20 protein-coding genes are annotated in these 20,476 nt (G+C 70.7%); 16 read left to right on the top strand and 4 right to left on the bottom strand.

The genetic code is table 11. The annotated features are described in order from the left end of the window. The first annotated feature begins 211 nt into the window (after window positions 1-211). A complete protein-coding gene (locus MFF54_RS04055; RefSeq protein WP_238301354.1) occupies window positions 212-994 on the top strand; it encodes a hypothetical protein in 783 nt (260 codons plus the stop codon). 160 nt (window positions 995-1,154) lie between these two features. Further along, window positions 1,155-1,574 (top strand): hypothetical protein, encoded by a 420-nt coding sequence (locus MFF54_RS04050; protein WP_238301353.1) that lies wholly within the window; start codon window positions 1,155-1,157, stop codon window positions 1,572-1,574. Between the two features lie 124 nt (window positions 1,575-1,698). Here MFF54_RS04050 and leuB read toward each other — a convergent pair whose 3' ends face one another. After that, entirely contained in the window at window positions 1,699-2,808 is a 1,110-nt protein-coding gene (gene leuB / locus MFF54_RS04045; RefSeq protein ID WP_238301352.1) for a 3-isopropylmalate dehydrogenase, read from the bottom strand. Between the two features lie 232 nt (window positions 2,809-3,040). Between leuB and MFF54_RS04040 the strand changes: the two genes are divergently transcribed. The 6 genes from MFF54_RS04040 to MFF54_RS04015 all read left to right on the top strand — a co-directional run bounded on the left by MFF54_RS04040 (window position 3,041) and on the right by MFF54_RS04015 (window position 7,252). After that, on the top strand, window positions 3,041-3,724 hold the full coding sequence (locus MFF54_RS04040) for a 50S ribosomal protein L25/general stress protein Ctc (RefSeq protein ID WP_238301351.1): 684 nt from the start codon (window positions 3,041-3,043) through the stop codon (window positions 3,722-3,724). 83 nt (window positions 3,725-3,807) lie between these two features. Further along, window positions 3,808-4,428, top strand: coding sequence for an aminoacyl-tRNA hydrolase (pth, locus tag MFF54_RS04035; protein ID WP_238301350.1), 621 nt, complete (start codon window positions 3,808-3,810; stop codon window positions 4,426-4,428). A 46-nt stretch (window positions 4,429-4,474) separates the two neighbouring features. After that, the gene (locus MFF54_RS04030) at window positions 4,475-4,708 is read left to right on the top strand and encodes a hypothetical protein (protein ID WP_238301349.1); all 234 of its coding nucleotides are present in this window, start codon (window positions 4,475-4,477) and stop codon (window positions 4,706-4,708) included. Then, window positions 4,698-5,147 (top strand): PIN domain-containing protein, encoded by a 450-nt coding sequence (locus MFF54_RS04025; RefSeq protein ID WP_238301348.1) that lies wholly within the window; start codon window positions 4,698-4,700, stop codon window positions 5,145-5,147. Before MFF54_RS04030 ends, MFF54_RS04025 begins: the two co-directional genes overlap by 11 nt. Window positions 5,148-5,156: 9 nt before the next feature. Continuing rightward, entirely contained in the window at window positions 5,157-6,254 is a 1,098-nt protein-coding gene (gene ychF, locus MFF54_RS04020; RefSeq protein WP_238301347.1) for a redox-regulated ATPase YchF, read from the top strand. An 8-nt stretch (window positions 6,255-6,262) separates the two neighbouring features. Further along, window positions 6,263-7,252 (top strand): MaoC family dehydratase, encoded by a 990-nt coding sequence (locus MFF54_RS04015; RefSeq protein WP_238301346.1) that lies wholly within the window; start codon window positions 6,263-6,265, stop codon window positions 7,250-7,252. Between the two features lie 335 nt (window positions 7,253-7,587). Here MFF54_RS04015 and mtnA read toward each other — a convergent pair whose 3' ends face one another. Next, window positions 7,588-8,685: an S-methyl-5-thioribose-1-phosphate isomerase gene (gene mtnA, locus MFF54_RS04010; protein ID WP_238301345.1), complete on the bottom strand. Its 1,098-nt coding sequence runs from the start codon at window positions 8,683-8,685 to the stop codon at window positions 7,588-7,590. Between the two features lie 108 nt (window positions 8,686-8,793). Here mtnA and MFF54_RS04005 point away from each other — a divergent pair, with 108 nt between their 5' ends. Beyond that, window positions 8,794-9,198 carry an MAPEG family protein gene (locus tag MFF54_RS04005; protein ID WP_238301344.1) on the top strand — a complete coding sequence of 135 codons (405 nt, stop codon included), beginning with the start codon at window positions 8,794-8,796 and terminating at the stop codon, window positions 9,196-9,198. Window positions 9,199-9,331: 133 nt separating this feature from the next. Then, a complete protein-coding gene (locus tag MFF54_RS04000) occupies window positions 9,332-11,968 on the top strand; it encodes a DNA translocase FtsK (protein ID WP_238301343.1) in 2,637 nt (878 codons plus the stop codon). A gap of 166 nt (window positions 11,969-12,134) precedes the next feature. On the opposite strand, the gene MFF54_RS03995 is transcribed toward MFF54_RS04000, so the two are convergent. Further along, window positions 12,135-12,860, bottom strand: a complete 726-nt coding sequence (locus tag MFF54_RS03995) for a fused DSP-PTPase phosphatase/NAD kinase-like protein (protein WP_238301426.1) — start codon at window positions 12,858-12,860, stop codon at window positions 12,135-12,137. 206 nt (window positions 12,861-13,066) lie between these two features. Between MFF54_RS03995 and MFF54_RS03990 the strand changes: the two genes are divergently transcribed. Together MFF54_RS03990 and ppa are read left to right on the top strand one after the other, a co-directional pair. Continuing rightward, entirely contained in the window at window positions 13,067-13,573 is a 507-nt protein-coding gene (locus MFF54_RS03990) for a GNAT family N-acetyltransferase (protein WP_238301342.1), read from the top strand. A gap of 111 nt (window positions 13,574-13,684) precedes the next feature. Then, a complete protein-coding gene (ppa, locus tag MFF54_RS03985) occupies window positions 13,685-14,221 on the top strand; it encodes an inorganic diphosphatase (protein WP_238301341.1) in 537 nt (178 codons plus the stop codon). Between the two features lie 79 nt (window positions 14,222-14,300). Here the strand turns inward: ppa and MFF54_RS03980 are convergent, their stop codons facing one another. Continuing rightward, window positions 14,301-15,575, bottom strand: coding sequence for an FAD-dependent monooxygenase (locus tag MFF54_RS03980; protein ID WP_238301340.1), 1,275 nt, complete (start codon window positions 15,573-15,575; stop codon window positions 14,301-14,303). Between the two features lie 134 nt (window positions 15,576-15,709). On the opposite strand from MFF54_RS03980, the gene tesB reads away from it, so the two are divergent. From tesB to MFF54_RS03960, 4 genes are all read left to right on the top strand, one after another. Beyond that, complete coding sequence (tesB, locus tag MFF54_RS03975; RefSeq protein ID WP_238301339.1) at window positions 15,710-16,573, top strand: acyl-CoA thioesterase II; 864 nt, start codon at window positions 15,710-15,712, stop codon at window positions 16,571-16,573. Between the two features lie 279 nt (window positions 16,574-16,852). Then, window positions 16,853-17,191 carry a P-II family nitrogen regulator gene (locus MFF54_RS03970; RefSeq protein ID WP_109951576.1) on the top strand — a complete coding sequence of 113 codons (339 nt, stop codon included), beginning with the start codon at window positions 16,853-16,855 and terminating at the stop codon, window positions 17,189-17,191. A 97-nt stretch (window positions 17,192-17,288) separates the two neighbouring features. Then, entirely contained in the window at window positions 17,289-18,785 is a 1,497-nt protein-coding gene (locus MFF54_RS03965) for an ammonium transporter (protein ID WP_238301338.1), read from the top strand. 365 nt (window positions 18,786-19,150) lie between these two features. Continuing rightward, window positions 19,151-20,425 carry an outer membrane beta-barrel protein gene (locus MFF54_RS03960; protein WP_238301337.1) on the top strand — a complete coding sequence of 425 codons (1,275 nt, stop codon included), beginning with the start codon at window positions 19,151-19,153 and terminating at the stop codon, window positions 20,423-20,425. Window positions 20,426-20,476: the final 51 nt, after the last annotated feature.

Below are 20,476 nucleotides of genomic sequence, written 5' to 3'. Positions count from 1 at the left end.
GTCAAGCGGCAGGATTGCGGAGCGCATCACAGGCGCAACCTTCGATTCACCTTAGCGATGGGAACCGGTTGATGCGCGGGGCCGCGGCAACCTCTTGGTGCCGAGCCCGCGCCCAAGGTCGGGGCGCGGCGGACGCGGATCCGCCGAGGCGAACCCCCGGCCCCCGTTGCGCACGACACCGTTCGAACCGACCGAAGCCGCCGAGCCCCCGATGCGCCTGCCGCTGCTCGGGCCGAGCCTGAAGATCGCGGCGGCCTGCGGCGCGGTCGCGCTCATGGCGCTGCTCGCCCGCGGCCGGACCGAGGCGCCGCCCCAGCCGCCCGCGCCGGCCGCGGCCGAAACGCCCTTCGTGCCGGCGACGCTCGCGGCCCCGGCCCGGTCGGCCGCGCCGTCGATGCCCGGCCGCCTCGGGCTCGACGAGCCGGAGGCAATCGACCCGGTGCGGCTGGAGCCGGCGCGCATCAACCCGGTGACGGGCCTGCGCGAGGAAACCCTGGCGCGGGGCGATTTCGACGCGATCGAGGCGAGCGCTCTGCGCCTGACGCTGGCCCGGGACGCCGGCGGTGAGACGCCCGGCCTCTTCATCACGCTCGTCCGCCGCGGCGCGGACGGGCCGGGCATCGCCGTGGTCCGCACCGGGCCGCGGGGCCGGATCGAGACCAAGTTCGGCCCGGTCGAGACCCTGGAGGCGACGCTGGCCGGCGGCGCGCGCCGGATCTGTACCGGCTTCGCGACGCTCGGCGCGAGCCCCCTGCGGATCGACGGCTGGCTCTGCGCACCGTTGGCGCAGCCGCCCGAGCCGCGGTCGCTCGCCTGCACGCTCGACGCCCTGACACTCGACGGCGCGGAGGGGCCGGCCGCCGACCTGTTCCGCGCGGCCGAGACCCGCCGCGATCCCGGCTGCCGGCCGCCTCAGCCCAGCGCCGCGACGGAGCCCCCCGCTGGGCGCACCGGCTCGATCCGTGTCCGCCGCGCCGCGGCCGGACGCGGATGAGGCCGCCACGAAAAAATGAGGCGAATCTGCGGCAGATCCGTGCTAGCTCGGCCGCACGGGTGGAACAACGGCAACGCTCAGACGTCTACTCAACAAGAAGACGCGGCGGATTGTTAACACCTTCCCGCCACGATCACCCCCGCTTTCATCAAGGTGCGACATGCGCTCGATCAAGATCGCCCTGCTGGGCGCCCTCGCCGTCGCCGGAATCGGGCTCGGCACCACGGCCCCGGTTCAGGCCCAGGACGGCTACGCCCCGGGCGTCGGCTACTACCGCGTGAGCCGCCCGCTGCCGATCCGCATCCGTCCGCGCAGCTGGCTCGACGCCGGCAACGTGGTGGAGCCCGGCAACGGCTCGGTCTCGAACCCGGCCACCAACCCCGTGCTGATCGCCCAGTCGAACCAGCTCAACCCGGTCTACGGCCGCAACGACCGCTTCGGCTTCGGCATCCTGCCCGACCCGATCACCAACGGTCCGTTCATCGGCGCCCGGAACAGCTCGATCCGCAACGTCGATCTCTCCTTCGTCGACGCGATCGACCCGACCTCGTACGTGTCCCGCTACGGCAACCCGTACTGAGACCATCTGGTCCGTCTCATGTGAAGGGGCGCGCGGCGAAGGCCGTGCGCCCCTCTCGCGTTGGGGGTATCCAGAGGGCCTTTGGGCCCTCTGGCGGGTCTCGGGGCAGAGCCCCAAGCCTGACTCAGGCGGCGCGCGCCCGCACGGCGGCGGCGATCGCCTCGGCCATGGCCTTCGTCCCCACGGCCCCGGCACCGTCCGCGGCGATGTCCGCCGTGCGGGTGCCGGCGGCGAGGGTGTCGGTGATGGCGCCGTCGAGGAGATCGGCGGCCTCGCCCAGGCCGAAGGAGTAGCGCAGACACATGGCGAGCGAGCCGATCATCGCGATCGGGTTCGCCTTGTCGGCGCCCGCGATGTCGGGCGCCGAGCCGTGCACGGGCTCGTAGAGGGCGCGGCGCATCCCGCCCTCTCCAGTTGCGCCGAGCGAGGCCGAGGGCAGCATGCCGAGCGAGCCGGTGAGCATCGCGGCGACGTCCGAGAGCACGTCGCCGAACAGGTTGTCGGTGACCAGCACGTCGAACTGCTTCGGCCGCCGCACGAGCTGCATGGCGCAGTTGTCGGCCAGCACGTGCTCCAGGGCGACGTCGGCGTAATGCTCGGCATGCACCGCGGTGACGACCTCCTTCCAGAGGACGCCGGACTTCATCACGTTGTTCTTCTCCGCCGACGCGACCCGGCCGGAGCGCTTGCGGGCGAGGTCGAAGGCGACGTGGGCGATCCGCTCGATCTCGCCCGTGGTGTAGACCTGGGTGTCGACGGCGCGCTTCGAGCCGTCCGCCTGCACGGTGATCTCCTTCGGCTCGCCGAAATAGACGCCGCCGGTGAGCTCGCGCACGATCATGATGTCGAGGCCTTCGACGAGCTCGCGCTTGAGCGCCGAGGCGTCGGCCAGCGCCGGGTAGCAGATCGCCGGGCGCAGATTGGCGAAGAGGCCCAGATCCTTGCGCAGGCGCAGCAGGCCGGCCTCGGGACGGATGTCGTAGGCGACGCCGTTCCACTTCGGCCCGCCGACCGCGCCGAGGAGGATCGCGTCTGCGGCCTCGGCGCGCGCCAGCGTCTCGTCGGCGAGCGGCTTGCCGTGCCGGTCGATCGCCGCGCCGCCGACGAGGTCGGTCTCGGTCTCGAAGCTGGCGATGCCGGTCTCGCGGAGCGCGCTCAGCACGGTCTGGACACCGGCCATCACCTCGGGGCCGATCCCGTCGCCGGGGAGGAGCAGGAGGTTGTAGCTGGCCATGGCGCGGTCTCGTCCTGATGAGAAAGATCAGGCGGGCTCTATCGAGGGCCGACGCCGCTTGGCAAGGTTCCTCGCGCGGCGGCCGGCATTGCCTTTCGGGTCTCCCGGGTGTATGCGCCCCCCGCGCCCAACAGACACCCTTGGAGGCACGGGCGCGCTGGGGATCGGTCGGGCCGTCCGCTTCGGGCGGCCTTTGTCGTTTCCCGGGCCATCAATCGTAAAGGATCACGCCATGAGCGCAGTGAAGTCGCTTGAGGCCGTGGCACGCGACCGGGCCGGCAAGGGGGCCGCCCGGGCCGTTCGTCGCCAGGGCCAGATTCCCGCCGTCATCTACGGCGCCGGCCAGCCGCCCGAGTCGATCGCCGTCGACCTCATCCGCACCCGCACCCTGATCTATGCCGGCGGTTTCAAGACCACGGTGTTCGAGATCAGCATCGGCGGCAAGAAGGTCCGCGCCATCCCGCGCGACTTCCAGCTCGACCCGGTCACCAGCGTGCCGCTGCACGTCGACTTCCTGCGCGTCGTCCAGGGCCAGACCGTCGTGGTCGAGGTGCCGGTGCACTTCGTGAACGAGGACGCGGCCCCCGGCATCAAGCAGCGCGGCGGCACGCTCAACGTCTCGCTCCACACCGTCTCGCTCGACGTGGCCCCCGACCAGATCCCGGACGCGATCGAGGTCGACCTCACCGGCCGCGAGATCGGCGACGTGATCCACGCCTCCGACCTGAAGCTGCCGGCCGGCACCTACACGGGCGAGGGCACGGACCCGGTCGCCAACATCGTGCCGCCGACGGTGCTCGGCGCCGAGGTCGAGGCCGAGGAGGCCGCGATCGCCGAGGCGCAGTCCGCCGAGGCCGCCGAGGAGAAGGCGGAGTCCGAGGCCGAGTCCGCCGACGAGGCCAAGACCGAGGAGTAAGTCGGACCGGGACCCCGCGGTCCCGTCCGCCCTCACGATGCCCCGGTCCCGCGGCCGGGGCATTTTCATGTCGGAGGCACAGCATGCGGCTCATCGTCGGCCTCGGAAATCCGGGCCCGCGCTACGCGCGCAACCGCCACAACATCGGCTTTCTGGGTATCGACGAGATCGCCCGGGTGCACCGGGCGAGCCCGTTCCGCCGCCGTTTCCAGGGGGAGGCCGCCGAGGTGGTGCTGGGCACCGAGCGCGCCATCCTGCTGAAGCCCCAGACCTTCATGAACGAGTCCGGCCGCGCGGTCGCGGAGGCGCAGCGCTTCTACAAGATCGCGCTCGGCGACGTGATCGTGCTCCACGACGAGCTCGATCTGCCCCCCGCCAAGCTCCGGGTGAAGCTCGGCGGCGGCAATGCCGGCCATAACGGCCTGCGCTCGATCACCGCGAGTTGCGGCAACGACTACCGGCGCGTGCGCCTCGGCATCGGTCATCCGGGCGACAAGGCGCAGGTGCACGCCTACGTGCTGAACGATTTCGGCAAGGCGGAGGAGCCCTGGGTGGAGGATCTCTGCCGGGCGGTCGCCGACCACGCCCCGCTGCTCGCCGCGGGCGAGGATGCGAGCTTCCAGAACAAGGTTCACCTCGCCATGGCGGACCGGGGTTGGGACGACGTGAAGACGGTGGCGCGGGGCGGTCCTTCGAAGAATTGACACGAAAACACGAGGACACGATATCGAGGGCGACCCGGAGGCGGCGATGAAGAACGTGACCGTGACCATGAGCGAGGCGCTGCTGCAGCGGGCGCGGGTCGCGGCCGCGCGCGATGGCAAGAGCCTGTCGAAGTTCGTCGCCGAGGCCGTGGAGCAGCGGGTCGGCCGGCCGATGACGCAGCTTGAGGCGATCGAACGCTTCCTGGCCGGACCGCCTCTCCATCTCCTGGACGAGAACGGAAAGGCCCCGACGCGGGACCAGTTGTACGATGACGAGTGACTTGGTCTTCGTCGACACGAACGTCTTCCTCTACGCCCGCGACGACCGCTATCCCGGCAAGCAGCAGGCGGCAGGCCATTGGCTCGCGACGCTCGCGCGCCGCGACGCCCTCATGGTGAGCCCCCAGGTGATCGGCGAGATCCACAACGCCATCCTGCGCGGCAAGATCGACATGGACGCGGAGGCGATGCGGCTCATGGCGGTCGAGCTGCAGGCGTTCTCGCACGGCGCGACCGACCTCGATCTGATAACGCAGGCCTGGACGATCCGGAAGGAGACGGCCTTCCAGTGGTGGGACAGCGTGATCCTCGCCTCCGCGATCCAGGCCGGATGCCGTTACCTGCTCTCCGAGGATTACCAGCACGGCCGCACGGTCCGCGGCACCACCATCCTCAACCCTTTCATCGTCGGCCCCGAGGCCGTCATGACCGAGCATTAGGACTGACCCATGGGCTTCAAATGCGGCATCGTCGGCCTGCCGAACGTCGGCAAGTCGACCCTCTTCAACGCGCTGACGCAGACCGCGGCGGCCCAGGCGGCGAACTACCCGTTCTGCACCATCGAGCCGAATGTCGGCGACGTGGCGGTTCCGGATCCGCGCCTCGACGCGCTCGCCGGGATCGCCGCGTCCAAGGAGATCATCCCGACCCGCCTGACCTTCGTGGACATCGCCGGCCTCGTGCGCGGCGCCTCGAAGGGGGAGGGGCTCGGCAACCAGTTCCTGGCCAACATCCGCGAGGTGGACGCCATCGCCCACGTGGTCCGTTGCTTCGAGGACGGCGACGTCACCCACGTCGAGGGCAAAGTCGACCCGATCGCCGATATCGAGACGATCGAGACCGAGCTGATGCTCGCCGATCTGGAGAGCCTGGAGAAGCGCGTCGTCGCCCTCGAGAAGAAGGCCCGCGGCGCCGACAAGGAGGCGAAGGAGTTCCTCGACCTCGTCAACCGCGCGCTGCCGCTGCTGCGCGACGGCAAGCCCGCCCGCCTCGTCGAGCGCAAGCCCGAGGAGGAGTTCCTGTTCCGCCAGCTCGGCCTGATGACCGCCAAGCCCGTGCTCTACGTCTGCAACGTGGACGAGGGCGACGCCGACAAGGGCAACGCGCACTCGGACGCCGTCATCGCCCGCGCGAAGGCGGAGGGTGCGGTCGCCGTGGTGGTCTCGGCCAAGATCGAGAGCGAGATCGCCGTGATGCCGGCGGCCGACCAGGCGGAGTTCCTGGAGGCGGTGGGCCTCGCGGAGCCCGGCCTCAACCGGGTGATCCGGGCGGGCTACGACCTGCTGGGCCTCATCACCTACTTCACGGTCGGCCCGAAGGAGGCCCGTGCCTGGACGATCACCGACGGCACCCGCGCTCCCGCGGCGGCCGGCGTGATCCACTCGGATTTCGAGAAGGGCTTCATCCGGGCCGAGACCATCGCGTACGCCGACTACGTTTCTCTGAAGGGGGAGAGCGGCGCGCGCGACGCCGGCAAGCTGCGCCTGGAGGGCAAGGAGTACCGCGTGCAGGACGGCGACGTGCTGCACTTCCGCTTCGCCAACTGAGGCGCGCGATGTCGGCCCCCGTCTACGAGGACTTCCGGCCCGGCGACCGCATCGTCAGCGATCCGCTGACGGTCGACCGCGACGCGATCGTCGCCTTCGCGCGCGCGTTCGACCCGCAGCCCTTCCACCTCGACGAGGCGGCGGCGGAAGCGACCTTCGTGGGCAAGCTGATCGCCTCCGGCTGGCAGACGGCCGCGCTCGGTATGCGGCTCCTGCACGCCAGCGTCTTCCGCGGCGCCTCGACGCTCGGCTCGCCGGGCATCGACGAGCTGCGCTGGATGCTCCCCGTCGTGCCGGGCGACAGCCTCGTCCTGAAGACCACGGTCGAGGATTGCCGCGCCTCGACCTCGAAGCCGGGCGTCGGCTTCGTGCGCTTCGCCGCGCGCCTGGAGAACGGCGCGGGCCGCATCGTGATGACCCAGGGTTTCACGGTGATGTTCGGGCGCCGCGGGGTCGCACCGCCGCCGCCCCGGCCGGTCACGCTGACCCCGCCCGCGCCGCCCCCGGAGCCGGACGACGCCGAGATCCTCGACTTTATCGGCCAAGCCGAGATCGGCCGGACGCGGGACCTCGGCCCCTACACCTTCACGCCCGAGACCATCGTCGCCTTCGCGCGGGCCTACGACCCGCAGGAATTCCACCTCGACGCGGAGGCCGCAGCGCGCACGCATTTCGGCGGCCTCTGCGCCTCGGGCTGGCACACGGCGGCGGCTTATATGAAGCGCCTGACCACGACCCGCGCGCGCGACTACGCCTACACGGCCGCGCGCGGTCCGGCACCGATGCTCGGGCCCTCGCCGGGCTTCCGGAAGCTGCGCTGGCTGAAACCCGTCTACGCGGGCGACACGATCCGCTACCGCACCACGCTCACCGATCGCCGCGCCTCGGCCTCAAGGCCGGGCTGGGGGCTGGCCTTCGCGCACAACACGGGCACCAACCAGCACGGCGAAGAGGTGTTTCGGTTCGACTCGGCCGTGTTCGCACAGTGGGAGCCGTAGGGCGGGCGCCGGGTGGGCGCTGCGGAAGTCGCGCTTCCGTCCTCTCCCTGCACTGCCTACTGGATCCGTGCATCCGGTTCCGGCCTCGTTGACAACTCGGCTGACGTCGGCTCGAACTCGAACCACGGCCCGCCCCCTCTCCCGTGCGGGAGAGGGTTGGGGTGAGGGATGAGAACTGTCCGGATGAGGCTGGCCATCGCCGCGACCGCCGAGCCCTTTTCGGCCCGCTCCGAGCCCCTCATCCTGTCCCTCTCCCGCGCGGGAGAGGGGACCCGCTCCTCGTTCGGACGATGTTTAGACACGGTAGGCGCGGGGCGCGGGGATGCTCTCTCCTCTCACGCCGCCTGGCGCCGCTCCGGATAGAGGCCGAGCAACCCCTCGGGCGAGGCCTCGCAGACGCCGCGCTCGGTGATGATGCCGGTGACGAGCCGGGCGGGCGTCACGTCGAAGGCGGGGTTGGCCACCGGGCTGCCGGGCGAGACCACCTCCACGGTGGCGAAACCCCCGTCCGCCAGCCGGCCGGTCAGGTGCGTGACCTCGCGCCCGTCGCGCTCCTCGATCGGGATCTCGGCGACGCCGTCGCGCAGCGTCCAGTCGATCGTCGAGAAGGGGAGCGCCGCGTAGAAGGGCACCCGGTTGTCGGAGGCCGCCAGCGCCTTCAGGTAGGTGCCGATCTTGTTGCAGACGTCGCCGGACGCCGTGGTGCGGTCGGAGCCGACGATGCAGACGTCGATGCCGCCGTGCTGCATCAGGTGGCCGCCCGCGTTGTCGGCGATCACCGTGTGGGGCACCCCGTGCCCGTTCAGCTCGAAGGCGGTGAGCGCCGCGCCCTGGTTCCGCGGTCGGGTCTCGTCCACGTAGACGTGGAGGTCCACACCGGCATCGTGCGCCCAGTAGATCGGGGCCAGCGCGGTGCCCCAGTCGACGGTGGCGAGCCAGCCCGCGTTGCAGTGGGTCAGCACGTTGATCCGCCGCCCCCGGGCCTTCGCCAAGTCCGCCAGCAGGCGCCCGCCATGTTCGCCGATCGCCCGGCAGCTCGCCACGTCCTCCTCGGCGATGCGCCCAGCCTCCGCGAAGGCAGCGGCGAAGCGCTCAGGTACGGGGAGGGGGCGGAGCTGGGCGGCGACGTGATCGAGGGCCCAGCGCAGGTTGATCGCCGTGGGCCGGGTCGCCGCCAGCGCATCGACCGCGCGGGCGAGGCCGGCATCGGAGGGATCCTCCGCCAAGCCCAGCGCCAGCCCGTAGGCGGCGGTCACGCCGATGAGCGGCGCGCCCCGCACGATCATGGTGCGGATCGCGACCGCGGCGTCGTTCAGCGTGGCGAGCCGCCGCATCTCGAGCGCGAAGGGCAGGCGCGTCTGGTCGATCACATCGACGCTGACGCCGTCGGCGTGCGGCACAATGGTACGGTAGGGGCGGCCGTCGATCTTCATGCGTGCGGTCTGCCACAACAGGCGCCGGATTGCACTCGGCGGCTTGCGGCGGAGCGGAGCGGCCGTAAACAGGAGCGGGTCCGGACTTCCATCCTAGGCTCGATGTCGATGACTCAACTCTTCGTCCCAGCGGCGACCGCGCTCTACGCGGGCCTGTTCGCGATCCTGTACTGCGCGCTCTCGCTGCGGGTCGTGCAGGCGCGGCGCGCGGCCCGGGTTCTCCTCGGGGTCGGGGGGCAGCCCGTCCTGGAGCGCCGAGTTCGGGTCCACGCGAACTTCGCGGAATACGTCCCGCTCGCGCTGGTGCTGATGCTGCTGGCCGAGCTCTCCGGTTATCCGCGCTGGACGCTGGACGGGATCGGGCTCGTCCTGCTGGCCGGCCGCTGCGTGCACGCCTTCGGCGTTTCACAGGCGCCCGAGGACATCCGCCTGCGAATCGGCGGCATGCTGGCGACGCTCGTGCCAATCCTGACCCTCGGCCTGATGCTCCTCCCGGTGGCATTCCTGTTCTGAGGCGAAGGCGGCCGGTCCCGCCCGCAGCCTCCGGTTGAGCCTTCCTCAACCTTAGCCACCCGTTAACGGGTCGTCCGTAGCGTTCCGGGCAAGTGCCTCACGGCCAACCATCCCATCACGCGTCCGGTCCCGCATGCGCTCGCTTCGCCGCTCCGCGTCGCCCTACGACACCTTCGTCGACACGCTGCGCCCGTTCCTGGCGCGCCGGCTGACGGAGATGGGCGGCCTCGTGCTGTTCACCGCCGCGGTGGCGCTGACCGTGGCACTGGCGACGTGGTCAATCGACGACCCGAGCCTGAACCACGCCACCGACCACGGCGCCCACAACGTGCTGGGCCGACCGGGCGCGGTGATCTCCGACCTCGCCATGCAGATCCTCGGCCTCGGCTCGCTCGCCCTCGTCCTACCGCCGGCCCTCTGGGGCATGCGGCTGATGCGCGAGCGCGACCTGCCGCGCGGAGGCCTGCGCATCGCGCTCTGGATCATCGGCTTCTGCGCGGCGAGCGCGGTCGCGAGCGCCCTGCCGCCGACCGCGCGCTGGCCACTGCCGACCGGGCTCGGCGGCGTGGCGGGCGATTCGCTGCTCGGCCTCGGCCGCACGGTCGTCGGAGCCATCGCGGGGCCCGCCGCCTCGCTCGTCGGTTTCGCCTACGCGATCGTGGCGATCCTCAGCCTCACGGGCGCCTGCCGCGCGGGCCTGAACGACGCGGACGAGAGCTACGACGCCTACGAGCCCGCCCCGCCGGCGCGCCGCCCGGCCGCCCACCGCTCGGAGGAGCGCGATGTCGCGGGCGAGCCGGGCCTCGGCCTCGTGGGGCTCGGCGCGCTGGCACAGGCCGTGATGCGCGGCCGTGCGGCGCTGAGCGACACGGTCGAGGGCTGGCGCGCCCAGCGCTCCGGCAACCTCGCCTATGCGGGCGCCTCGCCGACGCTCGCCGCGCAGCGCGCCTTCGCGGATGAGGAGGCGCCCTGGGCCGACCACCAGCCACCGGCTCAGGCCCGGCCGGCCCCACGGCGCGAACCGGTCTTCGAGGAGGCGGAGGCGCCGCGCCCGCCGCGCGCGCGGCCGGCCGTCGCGCCGCCCGACCTGCCCGACGCGGACGAGGACGATCTCGCGCCGGAGCCGCCGCGCTCGCGCGTCGCGCCGCCGGCCGCCGCCCCCGTGCCGGCCCGGCGCCAGCCCGTGCCGCCCCCGGTCCATCCGGACGATTACGAATTGCCGGCGCTCGGCCTTCTGGCGGAACCGCGCGGTCCCTCGGCCGCGAGCCTCGTCTCGGCCGACGCGCTGGAGCAGAACGCGACCCTGCTGGAGGCCACGCTCGGCGATTTCGGCGTGCGCGGCGACATCCTGGCCGTGCGTCCCGGCCCGGTCGTCACCCTCTACGAGCTGGAGCCAGCTCCCGGCACCAAGTCGAGCCGGGTGATCTCGCTCGCCGACGATATCGCGCGCTCGATGTCGGCGGTCTCGGCCCGCGTCGCGGTCGTGCCCGGCCGCAACGCCATCGGCATCGAGCTGCCGAACACCCGCCGCGAGACCGTGTTCCTGCGCGAACTCCTGGCCTCGGCCGACTTCGTGGAGACGAAGCACAAGCTCGCGCTGTGCCTGGGCAAGAACATCGGCGGCGAGCCGATCATCGCGGACCTCGCCCGCATGCCACACCTGCTGGTCGCCGGCACCACCGGCTCGGGCAAGTCGGTGGCCATCAACACCATGATCCTGAGCCTGCTCTACCGGATGAAGCCGGAGGAGTGCCGCCTGATCATGGTCGACCCCAAGATGCTGGAGCTCTCCGTCTACGACGGCATCCCGCACCTCCTCACGCCCGTGGTCACGGACCCCAAGAAGGCGGTGATCGCCCTGAAATGGGCCGTGCGCGAGATGGAGGAGCGCTACAAGAAGATGTCCAAGATCGCGGTCCGCAACATCGACGGCTACAACGCTCGCGTTCAGGAGGCCCAGAGCCGCGGCGAGGTGCTGACGCGGACGGTCCAGACCGGGTTCGATCGGCAGACCGGCGAGGCGATCTACGAGGACGAGGCGATGGACCTCAGCCCTCTGCCGTACATCGTGATCGTGGTGGACGAGATGGCCGACCTGATGATGGTGGCTGGCAAGGACATCGAGGGGGCGATCCAGCGCCTCGCGCAGATGGCGCGGGCGGCGGGCATCCACCTGATCATGGCGACCCAGCGTCCCTCGGTGGACGTGATCACCGGCACCATCAAGGCGAACTTCCCGACCCGGATCTCCTTCCAGGTGACGAGCAAGATCGACTCGCGCACAATCCTGGGCGAGATGGGCGCCGAGCAGCTGCTCGGCCAAGGCGACATGCTGTTCATGGCCGGCGGCGGCCGCACCACCCGCGTGCACGGCCCGTTCTGCTCGGACGCCGAGGTCGAGAGCGTGGTGGCCCACCTCAAGCGCCAGGGCCGGCCCGCCTACCTCGACGCCGTCACGGCGGAGGACGACGACGACGCCTCGGCCAAGGGCGGCAAGGGCAAGGCTGGCGCCGCCGAGATCGAGATGGACGGGGCGGTGTTCGACCAGGGCGCCTTCGGCGAGACCGGCGGCGACCTCTACGAGCAGGCCGTGCAGGTGGTGCTGCGGGACCAGAAGGCCTCGACCAGCTACATCCAGCGCCGCCTGCAGATCGGCTACAACCGCGCCGCCTCGCTGATGGAGCGGATGGAGATCGAGGGCATCGTCGGCCCGGCCAACCATGCCGGAAAGCGCGAGATCCTGATCGAGACCGAGCAGCACGGGATGTGATCCGGCGCGGCCCGCCTGAGTTCCGGATCGCACAGTCCGAGACCTTTGGCGGGTCCAGCGCGGAGCCCTGGTCGGCGAAGCCAAGCGCGGGGCGGAGCTCGGGGCCAAGCCCCGAATTCCGCCAAAGGGCCCGAGGCCCTGCGGGATCCCCAGGACGGGGCGCGGCCTACTCGCGCTGGATCACCCGGTCGACCACGAGGTCGGACCAAAAGCCGGGGCGGAAGTCGCGCTTGAGCGCCTCGGGGTCGTAGACGGTCTCGACCCAGGTCAGGAAGTCGAGCCCCTTCGCCTCGCCCTCGACGAGGTAGCGGGCGAAGAAGGCGTCGAGGATGCCGGTCTTGGCGAAGCGGAAATGGCCGTAGCGCGCCGAGAGCTGGCGCGCGGCCTCCCGCACCGGGCGGCCCTCGTGCAGGATCAGGTAGAGGGCGGCCGCGAGGCCCGCCCGGTCCGCTCCGGACTTGCAGTGCATCACCGCCGGATACTCGAGCCGGGCGAAGACGTCGCGCGCCGCGAGAATGGTCTCCCGATCGGGCGCCTCGCGCGAGCGGAGCACGAATTCCACCAGCTTCAGCCCGTGCCGCTCGCAGGCCTCGCGCTGGAGCGGCCAGGAGCCGTGCTCGCGCCCGCCCCGCAGGGTGACGATGGTGCGCACCCCCTCCCGGCGGAAGCGGGCGAGTTGGTGCGGACCGGGCTGGGCCGAGCGCCAGAGTTCCCCCGCGCCGACCCGGTGCCGGTTGAGATAGGCCATCCGGAACACGCCGTGATCGACGAACAGCATGTTGGCCCAGGCCATCAGCCGCCCGCCCGCACCGGTAATCGGCCGCTCGAAGCGGGCGATGCGCGCCATGCGCCGGGCGTAGCGCGTCTCGGGCTTCAGGAATCGCTTGAACACGAGGGCGGGACCGGGTCGCACGGAAGAGGTCGGATCGCCGCCTCTAACAGCCGTGCCGGGCGGCGGCAATTTCGGACGGCCCGGCGAGAACCACGGCACCGCTCTTGCCTTCAGTTCGCCAGGATCGCGACTGAACCTGTTGGCCGACACCGGTGTTGTCAGCCCGCAGCCCCCACGAAGGCAGCTCCCACCAGGAAGGTCCGGCCATGAGCACGCGCACCACGAGCATCCGCCGGGCCCGCGAGGGAGATGTCGGTGGGTTGTCGCGGGTGTTCGATGCGGCTTGGCGCGAGGCCTACCGGGGAATCATTCCAGGTGTGGCCCTGGAACGGATGATCGCGCAGCGCGACGGCGCATGGTGGCGGGGCGCGCTGCGGCGCGGTCGCCCGATCGCGGTGCTGGATACCGGCGACGTTGTCATCGGGTATGCCGCTTACGGTCCGGCCCGCAGCCGCGGTCTCGGCACCGCGGGCGAGATCGACGAACTCTATCTCCTGCCGGAGTACCAGGGACTCGGGCTCGGCCGGCGCCTGTTCCGGGCCGTGCGCAACGACCTCTCCGATCACGGCCTCGCCCGCCTCGGTGCCTGGGCGCTGGAAGAGAACAACCGGGCGGGCGCCTTCTACGCCGCGCTCGGCGGCCGTGCCGGTCCTCACGTTCTGGACAGGGTCGCCGGGGTCCCGCTGCCGAAGATCGGCTACATCTTCGGCTGAGGCTCGCGCGCCGCCTGTGTGCGTGCGGGCCCACCCGATTTGCTTCTCCCGCCGGCGGCGATAAGAGACCGCAGGAAGTATGCCCGCCTGCGCGGGCCGGGAGAGACGCCCATGAACATCGACGCCATCTCGATCGGCAAGAACCCGCCGCACGACGTCAACGTGATCATCGAAGTGCCGCTCGGCGGCGAGCCGATCAAGTACGAGATGGACAAGGACGCCGGCACGCTCGTCGTCGACCGCTTCCTCTACACCCCGATGTTCTACCCCGGGAATTACGGCTTCATCCCGCACACCCTGTCGGGCGACGGCGACCCGTGCGACGTGCTGGTGGCCAACACCCGCGCCATCATCCCGGGCGCCGTCATCAGCGTGCGCCCCGTGGGCGTGCTGGTGATGCAGGACGACGGCGGCGAGGACGAGAAGATCATCGCGGTGCCCTCGCGCAAGCTGACCCAGCGCTACAACCGGGTCGAGAACTACACGGACCTGCCCGAGATCACGGTCAGCCAGATCCAGCACTTCTTCGAGCACTACAAGGATCTGGAGCCCGGCAAGTGGGTGAAGATCGTGCGCTGGGGCGACCGCGCCGAGGCCGAGCGCCTGATTCAGGAAGGCATCGAGCGCTACAACAAGTCGAAGGCGTAAGCCGCGGGGCCGCGCGGCGGCCCTCGATGCGACCCTCTCCCCGCAGGCGGGGGGAGGGGATTCCGGAGCCCGGATCGCCCTACAGCCGCTCTCCCCGCATCAGCCGAGGCTGCGCGCCGCGCGAGGCGGCGGCCTCGCCGATGAAGAAGCGCTTCAGGACGGGCATCCGGTCCACGAGGCCGAGGCCGAGGTCGCGGGCCAGGCGCAGCGGCAGGGCGTCGTTCGAGAACAAGCGGTTCAGCCCGTCCGTCGCCGCCCCCATCGCCAGCGTGTCGAAGCGGCGGGCGCGCTCGTACTCCTGCAGCACCGCGTCCGACCCCGGATCGAGGCCGAGTCGGAGCGCGCCCGTCACCGCCTCGGCCAGAGCGGCCGCGTCGGCCAGTCCGAGATTCAGGCCCTGGCCGGCGATCGGGTGGATGACGTGGGCGGCGTCGCCGAGCAGCGCCAGCCGCGTCCCGCGGAAGCGGCGCGCGATGCCGAAGGACAGGGGGTAGGCGTGCGGCCCCGCCTCCAGGCAGAGCCGGCCGAGCTCCGGCGTGAAGCGCCGCTCGATCTCCGCGAGCACCTCCGCCGCGTCGCCGCCGAGCAACGCCGGCACGTCGCGGCTGCGCTCCGTCCAGACGATCGAGGAGCGGTGCCCGAGCGCGCCACCGTCGGCCAGCGGCAACACCGCGAAAGGCCCGCTCGGCAGGAAGTGCTCGTAGGCGCGGCCGGCGTGCGGCCGGTCGTGCCCGATCGTCGCGACGATGCCGGATTGCGGATAGGACCAGCCGACCCAGCCGATCCCGGCGGCCTCGCGCAGGCGCGAGCGCGCCCCGTCGGCCGCCACCACGAGGCTCGCCGTCTCGGCGGTGCCGTCCGGCGCGACCGCCCTGACGCCGTCCCCCGCGCCCTCCCCCGCGCCCTCCAAGCGGGCGATGCCGCGCGCGACCAGCGCGACACCGGCCTCGCGGCAGGCGTCGAGCAGGGCGGCGGCCAGCGGCTCCGCCTCGACCATGTGGGCGAAGGGTGTGCCGTCCTCCGCATCCGCTTCCCGCCCGAAGGTCAGGAAAACGGGGCGGACCGGATCGGCGAGACGGCTGTCGCTGATCACCATCTCGGTGATCGGCTCGGCCGCGGCGCCGAGGCGCTCCCAGATGCCGAGTGCCGCCAGCATGCGTCGCCCGCCTGCCGCGACCGCGTAGGCGCGGCCCCGGTGGCGGCCGGCACCCGCGGGCAGGGCCGGATCGTGGACGGCGACCGCGAGCGCGGGCCCGTGGGCCTGAGCGAGCGCCAGCGCCAGGGTCAGTCCCGGAATGCCGCCGCCGGCCACGATCAGCTTCCGGCCGCCCGAACGCCCGCTCGCTCCGCTCATCACGCTCCCCTGCGTCTCCCCGGCCGCTGCCCCCATCCCCGCGTGGCTTGCCCCGCGGGCGGTGCTATGTCGACTCACCGATGAATTCCCGCCCACCGATAACCGCCGCCGCGCCGAAAGGCACCGTCCGCCCCATGAACGACATCGTCACAGAGCTGCTCGACATCCTCGACCTGGAGCGCCTGGAGGAGGACCTGTTCCGGGGCGTGAGCCCGAAGGTGAGTTGGCCCCGGGTGTTCGGCGGGCAGGTGGTGGCGCAGGCGCTGGTGGCGGCGAGCCGCACGGTTCCGGCGAGCCGACCGCCGCACTCGCTGCACGCCTATTTCCTGCTCGGCGGCGACCCGAAGGCGCCGATCATCTACGAGGTCGAGCGCATCCGCGACGGCGGCAGCTTCACCACGCGGCGGGTGCGGGCGATCCAGCACGGCCGGCCGATCTTCGCCACCTCGATCTCTTTTCAGGCGGAGGAAGAGGGCTACGCCCATCAGATGCCGATGCCTGGCATGCCCGATCCCGATGCGCTGCCCTCGGTGAAATCGCTGATCGAGCGGGGTGGCGCCAGCCTGCCGCCCGCGCTGACCGGCTACTTCGCCCGTCCGCGTCCGATCGAGCTGAAGCCCGTGGACCTGAAGCGCTACCTCGAACCCGGTCCGGCCGAGCCCCAATGCAACGTCTGGCTGCGCGCCGCCTCTCGCCTACCGGACGATCCGGCGATCCACCGGGCCGTGCTGGCCTACGCCTCCGACATGACGCTGCTCGACGCGACCCTGATCGCGCATGGCCGCTCGGTGTTCGATCCCGACATCCAGGGGGCGAGCCTCGACCACGCGCTCTGGTTCCACCGGCCGTTCCGGGCCGATTCCTGGCTGCTCTTCACCCAGGACAGCCCGAGCTCGGGGGGCGCCCGAGGCTTCGCCCGCGGCCAGATCTTCGCCCAGGACGGCACGCTCGTGGCCTCGGTCGCTCAGGAAGGACTGATCCGCCCGCGAACGGTGTGAATGCTGCCGCGACGAGGATCTGCCGCCGACATCGCCAGAATGCCCAATCGGTAGGCGAAAGCTCGGCCATTGAAGCGGCAGAGTCGATCGCAATTCGACTAAAGCGTGGGCAAAACGGCCCGACCCCGAAAGGTTCCGTGCCCTCGATCCTGGCATAGTCCTTGAATGAGGCGGCCCCGATCGCGGGGCCATTCCGGCTCGCCGCGGACAACCGGACCGAGGCCGCCGCGCACCGAGTGCACCGGCCGAGGCCCCAACCGGAAGCAGGGGGCGCCGCCCATGAAGATCGTGATGGCCATCATCAAGCCGTTCAAGCTGGAGGAGGTGCGCGACGCCCTCACCGGCATCGGCGTGCACGGCCTGACGGTGACCGAGGTCAAGGGCTACGGCCGGCAGAAGGGGCACACCGAGATCTATCGGGGCGCCGAATACGCGGTGAGCTTCCTGCCCAAGCTGAAGATCGAGGTGGCGGTGGCCTCCGATCTCGTCTCCAGCGTGATCGACGCGATCGCGGCCGCCGCCCGCACCGGCCAGATCGGCGACGGCAAGATCTTCGTGATGCCGCTGGAGAAGGCCGTCCGCATCCGCACCGGCGAGACCGACGCCGACGCCCTCTGAGTTCCGCTGGGCCGGAAGGCCCGCAACGGGCCGGCACCGCCGCCCGCGCCATCCTTCACCGCAAACGACAGCAAACGCGACCGGGAGTCTCGTGTCCATGAAACTTCGCAATGCCCTCGCGCTCGGGCTGGGAGGCGCGGCGCTCGCCGCTCTCCTGATCGAGCCCTCGCTGGCCCAGACGCCGGTGCCCGAAGCCGCCTCGCCGGCGGCCTCGCCGGTGCCGAACAAGGGCGACACCGCCTGGATGCTGGTCTCCTCGGCCTTCGTGCTGATGATGGTCGTGCCGGGCCTCGCACTGTTCTACGGCGGCCTCGTGCGCACCAAGAACATGCTCTCGGTGCTGACCCAGGTCTTTGCCATCGGCTGCATCGCCTGCCTGCTCTGGGTCTGCTTCGGCTACAGCCTCGCCTTCACCAACGGCGGCGGCCTCAACGACTTCGTCGGCGGCTTCTCCAAGGCCTTCCTGAAGGGCGTCGACGCGAACTCGGTCGCCGCGACTTTCTCGAACGGCGTCGTGATCCCCGAATACGTCTACATCTGCTTCCAGATGACGTTCGCGATGATCACGCCGGCCCTCATCGTCGGCGCCTTCGCCGAGCGGATGAAGTTCTCCGCGCTGATCGTGTTCTCGATCCTGTGGGTCACGCTGATCTACTTCCCGATGGCCCACATGGTCTGGTACTGGGGCGGTCCGGACGTGTTCGCCGACGCCGCCAAGAAGCTCGCCGCCGCGGGCGGTGAGGCGAACGCCGCCGCCAAGGCCGAGTACGACGCGGTTCTCGGCGACGCGGGCCTGCTCTTCAAGTGGGGCGCCCTCGACTTCGCGGGCGGCACCGTGGTGCACATCAACGCGGGCATCGCGGGCCTCGTCGGCTGCCTGATGCTCGGCAAGCGCATCGGCTACGGCCGCGACCTGCTCGCCCCGCACTCGCTCACCATGACCACGATCGGCGCCGCGCTGCTCTGGGTCGGCTGGTTCGGCTTCAACGCCGGCTCGAACCTCGAGTCGAACGGCTCGGCCGCGCTCGCGATGATCAACACCTTCGTGGCCACCGCCGCGGCCGCCATCTCCTGGCTGTTCGTGGAGTGGGCGCTCAAGGGCAAGCCGTCGCTGCTCGGCATGCTGTCGGGCGCGATCGCCGGCCTCGTCGCCGTCACCCCGGCTGCGGGCTTCGCCGGCCCGATGGGCTCGATCGTGCTCGGCCTCGTCGCCGGCGCGGCCTGCTTCATCATGTGCTCCAGCGTGAAGAACGCCCTCGGCTACGACGACTCGCTCGACGTCTTCGGCGTGCACTGCATCGGTGGCATCATCGGCGCCATCGCCACCGGCATCCTGGTCAACCCCGCACTCGGCGGCGTCGGCATCCCCGACTACACCACCAAGCCGGGCGAGCTGACGGTGGGAACCTACGAGCTCGCCACGCAGGTGATGGCCCAGGTGAAGGCCGTCGGCTTCACCATCCTGTGGTCGGGCATCGGCTCGGCGATCCTCTACAAGCTGGTCGACCTGACCATCGGCCTGCGCGTGACGCAGGAGGAGGAGCGCGAAGGTCTCGACATCGCCGATCACGGCGAGCGCGCCTACAACTACTGATCAGCCGCACCGTTCGGTCGGATCACGGACGGCCCCGGCTCGCGAGAGCCGGGGCCGTTCCGCGTCCGGAGGAGCAGTCCTGCCCGGCTCGAATCGAACGACTTGGAAAACCCGCATTGGAGATACCACGCAGATCTGCCGGACAGGTCCCGAATGCTGGATGAGCCGGGGCGATTAAGGGTTTCTTCACCAAACCCGCGAATTGGGGCCCTCCGGATGTGTCCCTCCCGCAACATGCGGACGCCAAGACCTCGGACGCGGCTCGAATGCCCGAAAACTAGGCAAATGCCCGCAGTTTCGTTTTGCTGTGTCCGGCGCAGTTGGGGCAGTTTCGGCGCACACAATAACTTGGGGCTCGAAAACTCATGACGACCAAACTGATCCTGCGGAGCGCGACGGCGTCGGCTGCCCTGATGCTCGGCCTCGCCCAGGCTCAGGCCGCCGACATGCCGGTTCCCGCCGCGGTGCCCGTGACGGGCCCCTGCAAGACGGCGATCACCTTCCCGTCCTTCGGCGGTATCATCAAGCAGAACCCGGATCCGTCCTGCTTCACCACCGGTATCGGCGACATCTATGTCGGCGGCGCGGTGACGGGCTACGCCTACAACTACAGCGACCGTCTGCCGTCCTTCTACACCCCGGTGGTCCCGGGCCAGCGCGACGACCGCGTCGCCCGCGTCGACTTCAGCAACGTCCAGGCCTTCATCCAGAAGGCGGACGGCCCGTTCCAGTTCTACGTGCAGACCGGCCTGTACTCGATCCCGGCGCTGGGCTTCCCGACCTTCAGCGCGATCGACCAGACCGGCCTGCTGTTCGGCCCCGTGCCGGTGGTGTTCGGCAAGTGGGCGATCAACGACGAGTGGTCGATCCAGGGCGGCCGCATGCCGACCAATATCGGCTCGGAGTTGGCCTTCACCTTCCAGAACCTGAACATCTCGCGCGGCCTCCTGTTCAACCAGGAGAACATCATCAACCAGGGCGTCCAGGTGAACTACGCGAGCGGCCCGCTCGCGGCCTCGCTCGCTGTGACGGACGGCTTCTTCTCGGGTGAGTTGAACTGGATCACCGGCGCGATCACCTACAAGCTCGACGACGCCAACACGATCGGCGTCAACGGCGGCACGCACTTCGCGAGCTACAACAACGTCACCCAGCCGAACCGGTTCTACTACGCCACGCCGCTGACCCTGCAGAACAGCAGCATCATCAGCGCGAACTACACCTACGCGGCCGGTCCGTGGATCGTGACGCCCTACATCCAGTATACCAAGGTCGAGCAGAGCAACGTGCTCGGTCTGGCCGGTGCCGAGACCTTCGGCGGCGCGCTGCTCGCCAGCTACGCCTTCACCGACAACTTCGCGCTCGCCGGCCGCTTCGAGTACATCAGCCAGAGCGGCAGCGCCCTGCTGCAGAACCGGACCAACGTGCTCTACGGCTCGGGCAGCTCGGCCTACTCGTTCACGGTCACCCCGACCTTCACCGTGGGCCGCTACTTCATCCGCGGCGAGTACTCGCACGTTGAGTTGGTCGACTTCCAGCGCGGCGACGCCCTCAACGGCATCGCGGGCCTCGGCTTCGGCAAGCTCGGCAACAAGGGCAACCAGGACCGCTACATGGTCGAGACCGGCTTCACCTTCTGATCCTCTGCGGGGCGCGCGAGGCGCGTCCTGCACCGGCCATGGAAAAGGGGC

It is taken from the genome of Methylobacterium gregans, from assembly GCF_022179245.1.
GTDB classification, from domain to species: Bacteria; Pseudomonadota; Alphaproteobacteria; order Rhizobiales; family Beijerinckiaceae; genus Methylobacterium; species Methylobacterium gregans.
This window is presented reverse-complemented; position numbering and strand designations above follow the sequence as displayed.

Coding starts and splice junctions, on each gene's coding strand:
- MFF54_RS04055 (WP_238301354.1), top strand. CDS start 212: ATGCGCCTGCCGCTGCTCGGGCCGAGCCTGAAGATCGCGGCGGCCTGC.
- MFF54_RS04050 (WP_238301353.1), top strand. CDS start 1,155: ATGCGCTCGATCAAGATCGCCCTGCTGGGCGCCCTCGCCGTCGCCGGA.
- leuB (WP_238301352.1), bottom strand. CDS start 2,808: ATGGCCAGCTACAACCTCCTGCTCCTCCCCGGCGACGGGATCGGCCCC.
- MFF54_RS04040 (WP_238301351.1), top strand. CDS start 3,041: ATGAGCGCAGTGAAGTCGCTTGAGGCCGTGGCACGCGACCGGGCCGGC.
- pth (WP_238301350.1), top strand. CDS start 3,808: ATGCGGCTCATCGTCGGCCTCGGAAATCCGGGCCCGCGCTACGCGCGC.
- MFF54_RS04030 (WP_238301349.1), top strand. CDS start 4,475: ATGAAGAACGTGACCGTGACCATGAGCGAGGCGCTGCTGCAGCGGGCG.
- MFF54_RS04025 (WP_238301348.1), top strand. CDS start 4,698: ATGACGAGTGACTTGGTCTTCGTCGACACGAACGTCTTCCTCTACGCC.
- ychF (WP_238301347.1), top strand. CDS start 5,157: ATGGGCTTCAAATGCGGCATCGTCGGCCTGCCGAACGTCGGCAAGTCG.
- MFF54_RS04015 (WP_238301346.1), top strand. CDS start 6,263: ATGTCGGCCCCCGTCTACGAGGACTTCCGGCCCGGCGACCGCATCGTC.
- mtnA (WP_238301345.1), bottom strand. CDS start 8,685: ATGAAGATCGACGGCCGCCCCTACCGTACCATTGTGCCGCACGCCGAC.
- MFF54_RS04005 (WP_238301344.1), top strand. CDS start 8,794: ATGACTCAACTCTTCGTCCCAGCGGCGACCGCGCTCTACGCGGGCCTG.
- MFF54_RS04000 (WP_238301343.1), top strand. CDS start 9,332: ATGCGCTCGCTTCGCCGCTCCGCGTCGCCCTACGACACCTTCGTCGAC.
- MFF54_RS03990 (WP_238301342.1), top strand. CDS start 13,067: ATGAGCACGCGCACCACGAGCATCCGCCGGGCCCGCGAGGGAGATGTC.
- ppa (WP_238301341.1), top strand. CDS start 13,685: ATGAACATCGACGCCATCTCGATCGGCAAGAACCCGCCGCACGACGTC.
- MFF54_RS03980 (WP_238301340.1), bottom strand. CDS start 15,575: ATGAGCGGAGCGAGCGGGCGTTCGGGCGGCCGGAAGCTGATCGTGGCC.
- tesB (WP_238301339.1), top strand. CDS start 15,710: ATGAACGACATCGTCACAGAGCTGCTCGACATCCTCGACCTGGAGCGC.
- MFF54_RS03970 (WP_109951576.1), top strand. CDS start 16,853: ATGAAGATCGTGATGGCCATCATCAAGCCGTTCAAGCTGGAGGAGGTG.
- MFF54_RS03965 (WP_238301338.1), top strand. CDS start 17,289: ATGAAACTTCGCAATGCCCTCGCGCTCGGGCTGGGAGGCGCGGCGCTC.
- MFF54_RS03960 (WP_238301337.1), top strand. CDS start 19,151: ATGACGACCAAACTGATCCTGCGGAGCGCGACGGCGTCGGCTGCCCTG.